Annotated in this window: 6 protein-coding genes and 1 pseudogene; 5 read left to right on the top strand and 2 right to left on the bottom strand. The window is 59.7% G+C overall.

What is annotated here, in order from left to right:
• The first annotated feature begins 854 nt into the window (after positions 1 to 854).
• The 5 genes and pseudogenes from ACXJ1Y_RS18610 (at position 855) to ACXJ1Y_RS18590 (ending at position 10,560) form a co-directional block, all read left to right on the top strand.
• Positions 855 to 5,060: a PAS domain S-box protein gene (locus ACXJ1Y_RS18610; protein ID WP_463847605.1), complete on the top strand. Its 4,206-nt coding sequence runs from the start codon at positions 855 to 857 to the stop codon at positions 5,058 to 5,060.
• A 219-nt stretch (positions 5,061 to 5,279) separates the two neighbouring features.
• Complete coding sequence (locus tag ACXJ1Y_RS18605; protein ID WP_463847604.1) at positions 5,280 to 6,320, top strand: AMP-binding protein; 1,041 nt, start codon at positions 5,280 to 5,282, stop codon at positions 6,318 to 6,320.
• Between the two features lie 227 nt (positions 6,321 to 6,547).
• The gene (locus ACXJ1Y_RS18600) at positions 6,548 to 7,591 is read left to right on the top strand and encodes a sensor histidine kinase (RefSeq protein WP_463847603.1); all 1,044 of its coding nucleotides are present in this window, start codon (positions 6,548 to 6,550) and stop codon (positions 7,589 to 7,591) included.
• A gap of 434 nt (positions 7,592 to 8,025) precedes the next feature.
• A pseudogene (locus tag ACXJ1Y_RS18595) lies at positions 8,026 to 9,527 on the top strand (ATPase domain-containing protein).
• On the top strand, positions 9,520 to 10,560 hold the full coding sequence (locus ACXJ1Y_RS18590) for a sensor histidine kinase (RefSeq protein WP_463847602.1): 1,041 nt from the start codon (positions 9,520 to 9,522) through the stop codon (positions 10,558 to 10,560). The pseudogene ACXJ1Y_RS18595 and the gene ACXJ1Y_RS18590 overlap by 8 nt, the downstream one beginning before the upstream one ends.
• 968 nt (positions 10,561 to 11,528) lie before the next feature.
• Here the strand turns inward: ACXJ1Y_RS18590 and ACXJ1Y_RS18585 are convergent.
• Both ACXJ1Y_RS18585 and ACXJ1Y_RS18580 read right to left on the bottom strand, forming a co-directional pair.
• Complete coding sequence (locus tag ACXJ1Y_RS18585) at positions 11,529 to 13,205, bottom strand: putative bifunctional diguanylate cyclase/phosphodiesterase (protein WP_463847601.1); 1,677 nt, start codon at positions 13,203 to 13,205, stop codon at positions 11,529 to 11,531.
• Positions 13,206 to 14,083: 878 nt separating this feature from the next.
• Positions 14,084 to 16,090, bottom strand: coding sequence for a methyl-accepting chemotaxis protein (locus ACXJ1Y_RS18580; protein ID WP_463847600.1), 2,007 nt, complete (start codon positions 16,088 to 16,090; stop codon positions 14,084 to 14,086).
• Positions 16,091 to 16,338 lie beyond the last annotated feature (248 nt).

Raw genomic sequence — 16,338 nt, 5'->3', positions numbered from 1 at the left:
CAGGCCATCGTTCTGCACGGATTGGTGGACCCGTGCTGCGCTCAGCCTTCTGTCGCGCTCAAAGCGACAGAGGCGGGCGCGGGGCTGTCGGCTGGGCTCGTTAGGGCCGCATGGATGCCGCCGATCAGAGCATGCACTTCGTCGACCGGCGCATGGCTATGTAAGACTTAGGCGGCGGCGATTTCGCCCGCATGAACGATTGTCTCGGGCGAACCGCCCTTCAATAGGAAAGTCATCATCCTTTTCAACCGAATGCCTCCGTGGAAAATTCGGATGCCTTTGCACGCAGTACAAGGCCGTATCAAGCACGGATACGTGAAGCTCGTCGCATGATGCGCACGCACAATGCAGAAAAACATTTACATGAGAAATTTGCGTTCAGTATAATCTTATATTCTGAGCATGCCGCAAGGCAAGCAACCATATTTGAATTATTTATTGATGTATCGCTGCCATATTTGGAATGAAATAAAAAGTTTCTTTGTTTGACCTTGCATAAATTATCTTAAAATATGATAGATAATGGCTCATTTGCGGATTTTCTGCTTGAAGTTTGTGAAATTACAACCAAGGTAAATGGCGGCAGAACTGACATCATGGTCACGAGGCAAGTTGCGGTTGAAGCGCAAATCCAGTGCGCCATCGGCGACGCTTCAAGTATGGGGGTTGGGCGGTCTCAAATGTTCGTTCGACTTTGTAAATTAGAAACCCTTTCTTAAAAGCATGGGGATGCTGGCTGAATGCAGGGATAGGCATAACTTAGCGAAAAAACTGAATGACAGGGTAGAGTTGCCCCCGCTACGGTGGGACAATCAAAATAAAATTTAGCTGGGCGACGTCTATGGGGCGGTGCGATGAGATCCACCAAATCCAACAGAATTGCAGCTGTCGCGAACGCTCGAGATGTATTTCATGCGCTTGCCGACTCCCTCCCGGCGTTGATCTTTCTCGCGGACTGCGAGGGAAATAGTCTCTTCACAAATCAGCGCTTTAGAGAATTCACGGGTCAAACATCAAGGTTGCTAGGAGACGGTTGGCTGAATGCACTTCACCCTGATGATCGGGAGGTGACAAGGTCTGCATGGGCTTCCGCGGTAGCGGCGAGTGAACCCTTTGAGATCGAATATCGGATCCAGGCGGCTGATGGCCATTATTGCTGGTTTCTCGCACGTACGGTCCCGGTCCGATCGGACGGGAAGGTCGATCACTGGATCGGCACCTGCACCGACATCGATGATCGCAAACGCGGTGAAGACAATATCGTCGCCGAACACGCGCAGACCCGCTTCGCCCTCAATGACAGTGAGGCGCGATACCGAACTGTCTTCCAGTCGATGTTCAATTTCGTCGGGCTTCTCACCACCGACGGCATCCTAGTCGAGATCAACGACGCTGCCCTAGCGTTTGGGGGATTAACCGCTGGGCAGGTGGTGGGACGCCGCTTTTGGGAAACCCCCTGGTGGGACGTAGGCGAGGCGGCGAAGATCCGCTTGCGTGAGGCTGTCGCTGCCGCCGCAGCGGGCGAATTCGTGCGCTACGAAGCGGAAGTTCAGATCGCTGGCGGCAGCCGAGCGCCAATCGATTTTACTTTGAATCCGGTCTTCAGTACCGATGGCCGCGTCCAGCATATTATTCCAGAGGGACGGGACCTAAGCCAGGCAAAGGCGTCCGAACGGGCGCTCCGGGAGAGCGAGGCTCGCTATCGCTCGATCTTCGACAACGCGGCCGTAGGCATCGCCTGCATCGAACTTCAGTCCGAGCGCTGGCTGACCGTTAACGAGACACTTTGCCGACTCGTCGGCTACAGCCCGGCCGAACTCCTGACTCGCCAGTGGGCGGCGACAACCCATCCGGACGATGTAGAGGTCATCTCCCTGAAGCGCATGGCCTCCGGAGCCCTGCGTTCCTTCGCTGTGGAGAAGCGCTATATTCACAAAGCCGGGTATGCCGTTTGGGCACGGGTGACGGTGTCAGCGGTCGACGTGCCCGGCGATGTACCTAGCATCGGCATCGCCGTCATTGAAGACATCAGCGAGCGTAAGGCCCAGGAGGCGGCAGCTTCGGCGGAAGCCGGGATCAAGGCCTTCCTCCTCGCTTTTTCTGATCGTGTCCGATCCCTCAGCGATGCCCGGATCGTGATGGCGTTGGCAAGCGAGATGCTCGGCGAACATCTCGGCGCGACGCAGGCCGGATATGGTGAGGTGGACGATCTGCATGCCACCTGCATCGTCGAGCAGGAATGGCGGTCGGAGGATGCCCCGAGCCTGCTAGGCCGGTGGCGGATGGAGGAGTTTGGCGTGGGCCTCGTCGGAGCGCTCAAGCGGGGCACACCCGTCTTGATCGACGACGTCTCGCGAGACTACCGCACCCGGGAGCCGCGGACTGTCGCGGCTTTCAATGCCATCGGCGTGCGGGCTCTCTTGGATGTCCCCCTCGTCAAGGACGGCCGCCTCTGCTCGATATTCTTCATCCATAGTCGGACGCCCCGGAACTGGACCAACGTCGAGGCGGCCCTCGCTGCAGAAATCTGCGAGCGCACCTGGGCGGCCGTCGAACGTTTGCGCGCGGAGGCAGCCCTCTCGGAAAGCGAAGCGCGACTTCAGCGGATCGTGCAATCGGGCATCGTCGGCATCGGGTTCGGCGACACCTCAGGGACAGTGCACGAAGTCAACGACGCATTCTTAGATATCATCGGGCGCAGCCGATCCGAGTTCCTCGAGGAGGCGATTGACTGGCGTCGATTGACGGCACCGGAATATGAGGGGCGTGACGCAATCGCAGTCGCGGAGCTTCTCCGGCACGGAGTCTGTCGCCCCTACGAGAAGGAATATCTCATCGGGGATCGCCGCGTGCCGGTGCAAATCGCCATGGCGGCGATCGATCCGACACGGGATCGGTCAGAGCATGTCGCATTAATCGTCGATCTCTCTGCCCTGAAGGCGGCCCAGGCGGCTTTGGCCGAAAGCCATACCAGGCTTGAGCAGCGCGTGGCGGAGCGGACTGCGGAACTGTCGCGCAGCAACGAGCGCCTGCTCGTCGAGATGAAGCGCCGCGCGGCGGCGCAGGCGGCACTGTTGCAGAGCCAGAAGCTGGAGGCGCTCGGACACCTCACATCCAGTGTCGCGCATGACTTCAACAACGTCCTCGCCGCTGTGATAGGCGGGTTCGCTCTCATTGCTAAGCGTGCGACGGATGAGCGGCTGCAACGGATCGCCACTGAAGGCACTAACGCCGCGGAACGCGGTGCCGCTTTGATCAGGCAGTTACTCGCCTTCGCCCGACGGCAAAACGTGGTCGCAGGAAGGGTCGACCTGTACCGGCTATTTGCGGAACTCGACCCCCATTTGCGCCACGTGACAGGCCTCGCTGTCAAACTGGCTATCGACCTGAAGCCCGGTTTGCCCGCAGTCCAGATCGACCCGTCCCAGTTGCACGCAGCGCTCACCAACCTCGCGGTCAACGCACGCGATGCGATGCCGGAGGGCGGCCTCCTCACGATACGTGCGGAAGCGGTTCCCCACGACACAGACGACCGTCCAGCAGAGCTCGGCGGTGCACCAGCGGTAGCAATCAGAGTCTGCGATACCGGGCCCGGCATGGATCCCGCCGTGCTCCAGCGAGTGCTCGAACCGTTCTTCACGACAAAGCCTCCGGGCAAGGGGACCGGTCTCGGCCTCGCCATGGTCCAAAGTCTGATGCTGCAATCCGGCGGGGCCCTCCGCATCACTAGCCGCATCGGGCACGGCACGGAGATCGTCCTCTACATTCCTACTTCGGCCGAGGCAGGCTTCTTCGAGGATGAGCAGGCGGTTGAGGCGGACCAGCGGACCCACCAGGGAGGTCGGGTCCTCTTCGTCGAAGACGACGATCTCGTCCGGGCCGTTGTCTCGGAGCAGTTGGTAGATCTCGGCTACGTCGTCACGGTGGCGAGGGACAGTGCGACGGCCATGGCTGTCCTCGAAGATGGACGACGCCTCGACTTCATTATTACTGACTACCTGCTTAGCAACTACAATGGCGTCAAGCTCGTGGCCGAGATCCGCCGGACGCGCGCTTGGCTGCCGATCCTCTACATCACAGGGCAGGGGTACCCAGAGGGGCTGGAGAACGAACGGGTTCTCGCCAAGCCGTTCACGGCCGAGGCCCTTTCACAGGCCCTGCTCGACATGACCGATCAGGCTTCCTTGATGGCCGAAAATGACGAGGCCCTCGATCGTCTGCAGGAGCGGATCTACTCGGGCTGCCTGCGTTCCTGTCTCCAGGTATGGAGGCACGCACGCCGCGCCAACTCTTTGCCCCGCCGGGATGACGTCGTGTTTGATACTACCGACCAAGAATGGATCGCCGACATCAAGGTCGATCAGACGCGAGTGCCGATAACGTTTAGGTTCGGCGTTCTTGGCGCTGGACTTCGTCGACGTTTCGCCGGCCCACTTACTGAGATGAAGATCGATGTCATCGGCGACGAAAGCGAGGACACGTTGGAGGGGGCCTATCGTCGTTGTGTTCGATCGGCGAAGCCAACTTACGAATTTGTTCGCTACGGTCTTGGCGACGGCCGCACCACCACCTTCGAACGCCTTCTCCTACCCTGCCTTGACGAGAAGGAGACCATCGCCTCGCTCGTGGCGGTCGTAAACTTTTCCGACGACGCGGCTCAGCCAGGGGATCGCCCAACCGACGACAATGGCTTGACCTTCGAGACGGTCGCGTTGGCTCGGGCCGTCGAGCGTTTGCCCCCGACGGAGATCGATAGGTTGCCGTTTGGTGCGATCCGCCTGGATCAGAATGGCCTCATCGTCACGTATAACCGGACACAGCGGGAACAGGGCGGTTCCGGCTCACTGCCGCGGCTTGGGCGAAACTTCTTCACCGAGATCGCGCCCTGCATGGATACCCCCCGCTTCCGTGGACACGTGGAGCATGCGCGCGCATCGGGGGTTCTCGACCTCGCCTTCACCCATATCGGCGACTTCGCGGATCGGGAGCGTGAGCTGACCATCCGGATTCAGTCCGCCGCAGGTGGGGGGACCTGGATCTTCATGCGTCGGGAGAGCTGAGGGCGTTTTTAATCGATGAACAATATCGATCCCGCTGCTCCACCAGGCAGCACTGACTGGTGGCGTGATCCGGCCACGCTCGTTCGACTCGTCGCCGACATCGTGAGCACCGAGACCGGACGCCTGCGGCCAGGCGCATACCTTCCTACTATGCCCTGGGATCCGATTTTATCGCTCGGGTCGGACGGTCTCGCCCTTGATTCTATTGAGAGACTATGTGTGGCCACGGCACTCTCAGGGGTCTTTCCAACCAACGAAGCCGAAGCCAAACCCTCGCTGCTTGCTGGGCTTACCTTGGGTGATTGGGTCAAGGCAGTCGGTAGTCGATTGACCTCCGAGCCACCGACGCTCGGATTCAGGACCTCGGGGAGCACGGGGGAGCCTTGCCTTCATCGCCACTCGCTGTCGGACCTTCACGAAGAGATACAGGCATTGAAGGGGCTGGTCCCAGGCCGCCGCCGGGTGCTCTCCACCGTGCCCGCCCACCACATCTACGGCTTCCTGTTCACCGTGCTCCTGCCGCACGCGCTCGGCGTGCCCGTTGCTGATGTACGGACATCGGCGGGCGTCAGTCTGGCGGAGTTGTTGCAGCCTGGGGACCTCGTCGTTGGATATCCGCTGTTCTGGGACATGTTTACGCGATGCACGCCTACCATTCCGGCGAATGTCTTCGGCGTCACGGCGAGCGCTCCCTGCACCCCGGATTTAGCCGCCCGGACTGAAGCGGCTGGGCTTGAGCGGCTCCTCGATGTCTACGGCGCAACCGAGACCGCCGGCATCGGTTGGCGCGAAGGGGGAAACGAGACGTATCGGCTCTTCCCCTTCTGGCGGCGTGGCGACGTCGAGGGTTCGCTCCTGCGATTGCGGGCTGACGACACCATGCAGGTTCATGAATTGCCCGATCACCTCGTCTGGGCTGATCATACTGCTTTCCGCGTACTTGGCCGACGTGACGATGCAGTCCAGGTCGCAGGCCGGAACGTCTACACGGCCCGCGTCTGCGCCGTATTGCGAGACCATGTCGGCGTGGCTGATGCGGCAGTGCGCCTGATGCGCCCCGATGAAGGGGTACGCCTGAAGGCCTTCATCGTACCCAGGGATCCAACCTACGATACCGCGAGTCTACGTACGGATTTGCAGGAATGGTGCGATACACATTTGGCCGCCGCAGAACGACCACGAGCGTTTGCCTTTGGTCAGTTGCTGCCTCGAAGAGGCCTGGGCAAGCCTGCGGATTGGCCTATAATCGATCAACGGTGACGCCATTAATCGATGTATCGGCCGCCGTGACATAAATAATCTCAAGTCCCCATGATGATGGGGCACGCGGCATGGACTTATCGCCTTCATCGACCCCCATTACATTATCAGAAAAGCGATCAATTTTTCGAGATGAAGCGCCTTTCCGGAGAGAGAATTTCAGAAACTGCGCAAGACAACATTATAAATATAATATATATAAGTTTTAGAACTTCGGACATCGGGCGATGCTGCCATCGCGCCGAAGGAAATCGACGACGATGCCTTTTAGCAGCGCTGATGCGATCGTCGCAGAGAACTGGTTGGCTGCCATTGTCGAGTCCTCGGACGACGCCATCATCTCGAAGACGCTTGACGGCATCATCTCGACCTGGAACGCGGCGGCCGAACGTCTATTCGGCTATACTGGCCTTGAAGCCATGGGCCAACCCATCGCAATGATCGTCCCAGACAACCGCAAAGACGAGATGCCTCGCATTCTTGATCGGATCCGTCACGGCGAGCGTGTCGAAGCCTATGAGACACAACGTCTGCATAAGGACGGTCACATCGTCGATGTCTTGCTGCGAGTCTCGCCAATCCGGGACGCCGACGGCAAAGTTGTCGGAGCTTCAAAGATTGCTCGCGACATTTCCGAGCGCCGGGTGGCCCAACGCCAGCAACGACGCATGAAGGATGAGTTGAACCACCGAGTGAGGAACACCCTCATGACCGTCCAGTCGATTGCCCACCAAACCCTGCGAGCCTCACCCGACCCCGCGGCATTCCAACGCTCCTTCGAAGCACGTCTAATTGCCTTATCGCGCGCCCACGAGTTGTTAGAAGCTGGACAATGGGAGGCAGTTGAACTGTCGGACGTTCTTGCACGCAATCTTTCGCCATTGGCCGACCTCGCCCGCATTCAGATGCGCGGACCTTCGGTTCGGCTCGGCCCCGAGGCGACCGTATCGCTTGGTTTAGCCTTCAACGAACTTACTCTCAACGCGGTGACGGCAGGCGCTCTGTCCAGCGACCAGGGACAACTCTCAGTAACATGGCAAACCACCGATTTTGGCGACGGGCGTGGTCCATGTCTCCTTCTCGATTGGATCGAGCGTCATGATCGCATGTCGGGCGCTCCAATACGGAAGGGCTTCGGACGGCGTTTCCTCGAGGATGCGCTAGGTCGACAGTTGGACGGAAGCGTCGCATTAGCATTTGAACCCCAGGGCTTGCGGTGCCATCTAGACCTACGACTTGCCGCACTTCATGCATCAGCTTCCACAGCATGAACTGCATAAATTATCAATAACATATAACGTTTACGAATTATGTCATTCGGTTGTAATACAATACGACATATATATTAGCGATCATGAAGCGAATGTTGCGGAATCCGTGAGGCGGAAATTCGCTTTGTTATTCCACATGGCAAAAGTCTAAACATTGAACATGCTTGTTGGGATATCGGCGGATCAGTCGCGCAAATCTATCAGCGCCCTTATAGTGGCCTCGATTTTTGACGACGAAAAGTGTCGCTTACGATCAGATCGCTCAAGCCCGGTTTGGCCTCATCAGCCAGACTTGATGGTAGTTAACGTTGCCAAATAATGATCGGCTGGACGGCGAGCATTTCGTGGCGAGTTCGCGTGTACGAGACGCAACCGCTGCGTTAAGGCAATGGCTGGGGCCCGCATTTTAATCTGACGGCGTCACGGAGGGCCTGATGGCATCGATCGACCAGGACGCCGTGCCGGTTTTGACAGGCGTCGCCGGCCTCGACCATATCCTGGACGGTGGCTACGCCTCGCAGCGGTCGCATCTTATTGAGGGGCGACCCGGTTCGGGTAAGACGACGCTGGCGATGCAGTTCCTGCTTGATGGCGTAGAGCGCGGCGAGCGCTGCCTCTACATCACGCTGTCCGAGAGCAAGCGTGAACTTCTCAACGTTGCGCAACGCCACGGCTGGACGCTCGACGGTATTGAGATCTTCGAGCTCGTCCCGCCCGAACTCAGTCTCGATCCGAAGCAGCAGCAAAGCCTCCTCCACTCCTCCGATCTCGAACTCGGTGAGACCGTTCGCTTGGCGATCGCGGAGATCGAGCGGACGAAGCCCGAGCGGGTCGTGTTCGACAGCTTGTCCGAGATCCGGCTGTTGTCGGAGGGATCGCTGCGGTACCGGCGTCAGGTGTATGCCCTGCGCAGCTTCCTGCTCATTCAGAACGCGACGGCGCTGTTCCTTGACGATCTGACCGCGGAGGCGGACGACCTGAACCTGCATAGCTTGAGCCACGCGGTGATCCGGTTGGAACAGCTCGCCCCGCTCTACGGCGGCGAAAGAAGACGCCTGCGTGTGATCAAGATGCGTGGCACGGCATTCCGAGGCGGCTTCCACGACTACGTCATCCGGCGTGGTGGCCTCACGGTGTTCCCTCGTCTGGTTGCTGCCGATCAATCGGCACGTCAGACGACGAGCAGTGCAGCACCGGCAACACTGCACTCGACCGATTGCTCGGCGGTGGTTTCGACCGGGGGACCAGCACCATGCTGATCGGCCCGTCCGGCGTCGGCAAATCGACCGTGGCGTTGACGGGTGTGATCGCCTCGGTGGCACGTGGCGAGAAGGTGCTGATCCTGAGCTTCGACGAGACCACGAACGTTCTGCGCCGCCGCGCCCGTGGTCTCGGGATGCCGTTGGACGACGCAATTGCATTGGGCCAACTACGGGTCGAACAGATCGACCCGGCGGAGGTCTCGCCCGGTGAACTCGCGGATATCGTGCAGAACGCTGTCGAGCACGAGGGGGTCACAACTGTCGTGATCGACAGCTTAACCGGCTATCACAACGCCATGCCGGAGGAGAATTATCTGCTCCTGCAAATGCACGAATTGCTGACCTACCTGAACCAGCAGGGTGTCATCACGATCCTGATCCTCGCCCAGCACGGAGTGATCGGGCCGATGGGATCGACCGTCGATCTGACCTACCTGAGCGACACCGTGATCCTGTTTCGCGCCTTCGAGGCCGAGGGCCGCATGCGTAGGGCTGTGTCGGTCGTGAAGAAGCGGACAAGCGGCCATGAAGACTCAATCCGGGAGTTGCGGATCGAGGCGGGGGGTATTCGCATTGGCGAGCCGCTTCGAGAATTTCGAGGGGTCATGACCGGCGTTCCGACCTTCGAAGGGCAGCCCACCTCGCTCCAGCCCGCCAGCGAACTCAATGCCTGAGACGGACTGGCCGGCGCTGGTCTTCGCCCCGCTTGGCCGCGATGCAGCGGTCGCCACGACCATCCTAGCTGAGGAGAGGATCGGGTCACAGATTTGCCAATCGCTAGGCGATCTTGTGTCCCGCCTCGAGACTGGCGGATGCGCGATCGTAACGGAGGAAGCGCTGTTATCGTCAAACCGGCAGGCGCTCGCCGACTGGATCACCGAGCAGCCGCCGTGGTCGGACTTCCCGTTCATCCTGTTGACGCAGCGGGGTTCTGAAGCTTCAGGCCGCCTTACCGGAATGCTCGGCAACGTGTCCGTTCTGGAACGACCGTTTCATCCTGCAACCCTGGTCACAGCGGTGCGTGCGGCTCTGCGCGCGATACGGCGGCAACATGAGGCGCGCGCCTATCTCGCGGAGCGAGAGCGTACGGCCGAGCGCCAGACGCTTCTGATCCGCGAGTTGCACCATCGGGTGAAGAACACGCTGGCGACGGTGCAGGCGCTGCTCGGGGCTTCGGCCCGGTCAGCGACGAGCGTCGAAGCGTTTTACAATGCGTTCTCGGCGCGCGTGATCTCGCTCGCGAAGACGCACAACCTGCTGACGGAGGATTATTGGCAGCAGGCCCCGCTACGCGACATGCTGACGGCTGAGCTTGGCCCGTATAACGACAGCGAGGGCTCTCGCATCGTATTTGACGGGCCGCGCGTCGATCTCGTCGGTGATCTCGCGGTCCCTACCGGGATGGCCATCCACGAGTTGACGACGAACGCAGCGAAGCACGGGGCGCTGTCCGTGCCCGGCGGCCGCATCCGAATCAGCTGGTCGGTCGAGCAGAAGGGCGACCGATCGGTGCTGTGTCTCGATTGGACCGAGCGGGGTGGTCCCCTCACCGAACCGCCGACGCGAAGGGGTTTCGGCTCGACGTTGCTTCAGCGCGTGCTAAAGGTACAGTGCCAGGCAGAGATATCGTTCGACTATCAGCCGGCAGGTCTCCACTTCAAGATGCAAGCGCCGCTGCCCGATCAGCGGATGGTGCCGACGTACTAATTGTTCATCACATCGAGCGTGTATCGCGTTTGCCAGTGCAGTCATCAGCGTCGGCAGCAGTAAATCGGAAAATACCAGACGCATTGAGCGCTTCGTACCGAAGCTCGTTGGCCGACTGGGTCGTACGGCATTCGCGGGGATCGGAGCCGTATCACCTCCCTATTTGGCACACTATGGCACTGGCAGTCGTCGACCATGGCCTGGTTTCGGCCGGAGCGGAATTTATCCATCTGTGAACTTCCAGCACCCAGAGAAAATCACGGGGAACCAAAGAGAAAAATCGGTGCGGCAATGCGCGCGATCGGGCGATCACGCGAACGGGCGCTCAGCGCCTATGAAGATAAGTGGCGCATAGGCAGGGATCACCCTCGCCCCTTGGCTGCGCTCGACCGGAGAGCACAGCCAATTTGAGATCTTTACCGGCATCGCTCCAATAGACTGCGATCCATTGCGCCGCGAGCAAGCGCAGCGTGCTGCCGCGAAGTAAGATGAGATTGAACCCACTGGTCACACGGAGGATACGCGCATGTCATGGCTCCTACGTCGACCGGAATGCAGCGACGTCGGCGGCAACGGACATCGCAAACGTCTTGCCTGCGGCCATAAGATGCGTCGAAGACAGTTCAATATCGCCTGTGATGGCGGTCGCTGTTCGGCTGTCCGCCGACCAATGGTCGGTCGTTGGAGCGGCAGAAACCAGGAGCGTCCTGGAAAAATAGCATCATTTACTCGAAATTTAGAAGCATCATAAAATCCTTACCAGGGCCATAGAGGTGGTACGGCGTCGGGTCATCGCCAACCCTTGCAAAATAGGAGTTGAGTGACTCGTTGAGGCGGAAAATACGGGGAGCCGAACGTTGCTGCTTCTCCCGCGAGCAAATCATTGCAGACGATCAGCGCAGTTGATACTTACAGGCTAGGTATAGGTGGAAGGCGATTGGAACGCGCAACGATTCTGCGCTGCTCGCTCAACTGGCCAAGCGACCAAGGTCTTCGGAAGCTCGCATGAAGTCAGCAAACTGCGCCGCCTCAAGCGCCTTGGCATAGAGGTAGCCCTGGCCGTGCCGGCAGCCCATCTCAACCAACTGTGCCTCCTGTTCCCTGGTCTCGATGCCTTCCGCGATGATGTCGAGGCCTGTATCGTTCCCGATCTGGATGATTGCACGCACTACGGCGGCGTCGTGCCGGTCGGCCATCAAATCACGAATGAAACCGCGGTCGATCTTGAGGCGCGTCAAGGGAAATCGCTTGAGCGAGCTCAACGAGGCATAGCCCGTACCAAAATCATCGAATGCAATGCCGACTCCTTGGTGATGCAGGTCGCGGAACTGGTCAATGTCCGCTTGGTCGGCGCTCAGCATGATAGTCTCGGTGATTTCCAACTCCAGCATCCCAGGATTCAGATGATGCCGCCGGATGGCATCGGACACGTTCGAGGCCAGCGTCCCTGAACGCACCTGAACCGTGAACAGATTCACGCCCATCCTCCCGACCGGGTAGCCTGCGTCGCGCCAAGCCGCCGCCTGTCGGCAAGCCTCCTCGACGGTCCAGCGCCCGACTTCGAGGGCTAGGGGATGGTCTTCGAGGTGAGGCAGGAAGGTACCCGGCAAAAGCAGGCCGTGCCTGGGATGCTGCCATCGTAAAAGGGCCTCCGCTCCAACGATGCGTCCAGTGCCGAGATCGACCTGCGGTTGATAGTGCAGCACGAACTCGCCCGACCGGGCTGCCTCGTGCAGTTCGGCCCGCAGGGCCAACCGGGACAGTAGCGCGCTGCGCATCGCGGGTTGGAAGGGATGAAAGCAGCGCTTGCCCTCTTGCTTCGATCGAAACATAGCTAAGTCAGCATTGCCTATGAGCTCCTCCGCGGACGCTCCCTGCATCGGACCGATGGCACCACCAATGCTGACGCCGAGGTGGAAGGTATGGCATCCAACACGGAGCGGAGCGTTGAAAGCGTCGAGGAGCGACGTCGCGCTCGCGGCGAGCGTGGCAAGATTGCCATCTTCCGGCAGCATGACCGCGAACTCGTCGCCACCGAACCTCGCTAGGACCACATCCTCCCTGAGCCAAGCCGGCAGTCGAATGGCCAGAGTTTGAAGTACCGCATCACCCGTGCTGTGGCCCCAACTGTCGTTTACTTCTTTGAAGCCGTCGAGGTCAAGCATAAGGATGCCGACAGCCTTTCCGGACACCAACCTTGCATTGAGTGTTTCTTCGAAAAAGGCGCGGTTAGGTAATCCAGTAAGAAGATCATGATGGGCCAATTGGACCAGACGCTCGTCGCGCGCCCGCCATTCTGAAATGTCCCGCAAGATCGCACCGAAGCTGAGGCCGGAATGATCTCGCCACATCGAGAGCGTAAATTCGGCGGGGAACTCCCCGCCGTCTCGGCGGCGCGCCATAACTTCGATCGTTCGACCCGACAGCCGCGAGGGCTCGTTCCGGGCCATCCGCGCCAAACCATTATCGTGGCTAGCGCGAAATCGCTCCGGAACAATAAGATCGATGTTTGCGCCTATTAACTCGGCGTGGCTGTAACCGAAAAGTGCCGCAGCTGCGTTGTTCGCAAAGGTGATGCGACCTTTGTCGTCACTGGTGATGAACGCATAGGTGGCAGCTTGAGCAAGGCCGAACGCACTCGACACCGCCGTTGCAGGGCAATCCGACTCGAGGATATGCTTAGACTGACAACCTAATATGTTACTAGCCATCACAATCTCCGACTATTGAACTTTCATAGGTATCAAAAAACTCTGTCGTATTATCAATTGATTATGTTGGTTAAAATACTATTGTATGTCTTTTCAAAAACCAGCAACGCAAATATAAATATCGTTCTTAGCTATAAATATTATTAGTAAGTTGCAAAAATACTTATTTTCGTACTTCTGACACATGGAAGCATTAAAAAGCTCTGAGGGCAGCGAGATTGGCGAGCTGGGGTCGATAGCGAGATAGCTGCCAAGGATTGAGGCTATGTCAGAACGTGTGATCACATTGAGCAGCGCCGAGGCGGGAGAGCGCGCAAAGCCTCACGCTCGCAGGCTGAAACCGGGAAGAGTGATGACCGCTTCACGTTGTAAATTGCAGCACGATCCCGCCGGAAAACGGGCCATAGACTGCAGTCATAAATGCGTCACGGCCATTCATACTTCGATCGTCTGCAGGACCTGTGCGGCGCTCTGCTACCGCACTCCGCACCCGCGATCATGAACGAGATGCCCTAACGCAGACGTTAGCTAAGCCGGCTACCAATTGTGCGATGCACGACAAGCGAGCTGCGGTCACAACGAAAGTAGCTGCCAACTCTTCGTCAAGGCCTGCTTCCTTAACCACGACCGGAAGCGCCGCCCTCAGTTGCTCTAGCGAACACGCTAGGGAAGCAGTTAAGCAGGCGATCTGCGATCTGCGCGAGCCGAGGTCGACCCCATCGCGAACCGCCGCTTCCAGCTCGTCGTGGAGCCGATGGACGCCGTCCAACGTCATGGCGATGGGGAGGATCAAAAGATCGGCCACAGCCGCCTCACGCGGCTCGGATCTTAGACAGGAACCGGGCGACCTCACCACCGAGGTGCTCCGACTGCCGTGATAGGTCGGAGGCCGCGGTGAGCACCTGTGCAGCCGCTGCGCCAGTTTCCTCCGCAGCGCGGGCAACGCCGGTGACGTTGCTCGTGACCTCGCCGGTGCCTGCCGCCGCCTCCGAGACGTTGCGCACGATTTCCTGTGTGGCTGCGCCCTGCTGCTGCACGGAGATAGCGATGGACGATGCGACCCCATTAATCTCCTGAATACGGCGGCGGATTCCGTCGATAGCCCCGACCGCGCTGCCCGTGGCACCCTGGATGCGCCCGATCTGCGCCGTGATGTTGTCGGTGGCACGTGCGGTCTGGTTAGCCAGTTCCTTAACCTCGGCAGCGACCACAGCGAAACCGCGCCCAGCCTCGCCGGCCCTCGCCGCCTCGATGGTGGCATTGAGGGCGAGCAGGTTAGTTTGGCCCGCGATGGCCGAGATCATGGCCACTACGTCGCCGATCTTCCGGACCGCTTCACTGAGTTCTTGCACGAGCGCCGCCGTTTGGTCGGCCTCCGCCACGGCCTGCCCGGCGAGTTCCTCGGAGCCTGCGACTTGCCGCCCGATCTCGTCGACGGAAGCGCCCAGTTGCTCGGCGGCCGCGGCCACGGTGCCGACGTTGGCTGATGCCTGGTTAGCGGCGGCAGCCACGGCGGTGGATTGCTGAGCGGTCTCGGTCGCGATGCCGGACATGCTGGCGGCGGTGGCCTGCAACTCGGCGGCGGCGGACGCGACCGAGGTCAGGACCGAACCAACTGTCTGCTCGAAGGCATCGGCCATGGCCGCGAGGTCTGCCTTGTGGCGCGCCTCGGCTTCGAGTCGATCCCGGGCAGCGGTCTCCTCCATCAGCCGTACCCGCTCGCGCTGCTCGACCTGCGCAGTAACGTCAATGGCGAACTTCGTAACTTGCACCGGCCGTCCGTCGGCATCGAGGATCGGATTGTAGCTTGCCTCAATCCACACCTCGCGCCCGCCCTTGCCGAGGCGGCGAAACTGCCCAGCCTGATATTCGCCGCGGCGCAGTGCCTCCCAGAACCGCGCATACTCCGCGCTAAGGCGGTACTCAGAATCGACGAACATGCCGTGGTGCTGGCCAACGACCTCGGCGGCGGTGTAGCCGACTGCCTTTAGAAAGTTTTCGTTGGCCTCAAGGACGCGCCCGTCGAGGTCGAAACTAATCACCGCCTGCGACTTGCGGATGGCGTCGACCTGACCCTTGAGTGCCGCGGCCTCGACGGTCTTGGCGGTGATGTCGGTGGCGAATTTCACTACCTTGGCGACCTTGCCGGTCTCGTCCCGGATCGGGTTGTAGGAGCCCTTGATCCAGACCGTCTTGCCGGCCTTCGTGATGCGTTTGAAGTCGGCGACTTCGGCACGTCCTGCGCGCAGCGCATCCCAGAAGGCGGCGTAGTCTCGGCTGTCGCGGTAAAGAGGGTCAACGAACATATAGTGGTGGCGTCCACGGATCTCGTCGAGCGCAAAGCCCATAAGTTCGAGGAAGGCAGTGTTCGCAGCGACGATGGTACCGTCGGGTAGGAACTCGATTACGGCCTGGGACGCCTCGACCGCGGCGAGGCGTCGGGCTTGATCCATGCGTTCAAGGCGCGGGCCAGCCTCGGCCCATTCTAGCGCTAGCCCGCCGTGCTCTGTCCCAGCTAGTATTGAGGTAGCGGTCACGTCGTAGCGGCTGCCGCCGAGAGTGACCACGAATTGGCCGGGCCCAGCCGCCAAGGAACGGCCGTTTTCGTCGCGGCAAAGATCATCGACGCGGCGGCCACAGGCGCTGCCTAGCCAGAGGCTAGGCAGGCGCTCAGCCTCCCGCTGCAGCAGTTCGGCCATAGCGGGATTAACGGCCGTGACGATCCCATTGACGCCCAGGTTCATTACTGGCGTGCGGAGCGCCTCGAGAGTCGATGCCGCTGACTTGATTCTGCGCCCTTTATCCGCAAAGTAAAACATGTCGATGATCTCGAATTACCGGTGATGACTATAGGGCCAATTCTTATTCCGAACGGTGCCGGAAGAAAACATATGTTGCACGACCAAAATTTCGCAATCATGAACACAATTCCATGGATCATAGCCCGAAAAATATCATTACGCGCGAAATCGCCGTCATTGAGAGCGGGGATAGCGGCATGTCGCCTGATCATGATATGAATCATTGCTTGGCCATAGCCAAACACCGCCAATGAGCGGCCGCTAGC

Source organism: Methylobacterium sp. TK26 (assembly GCF_055361565.1).
The sequence above is the reverse complement of the archived record's forward strand: the minus strand, read 5'-3'. Positions and strand labels throughout refer to the sequence as shown.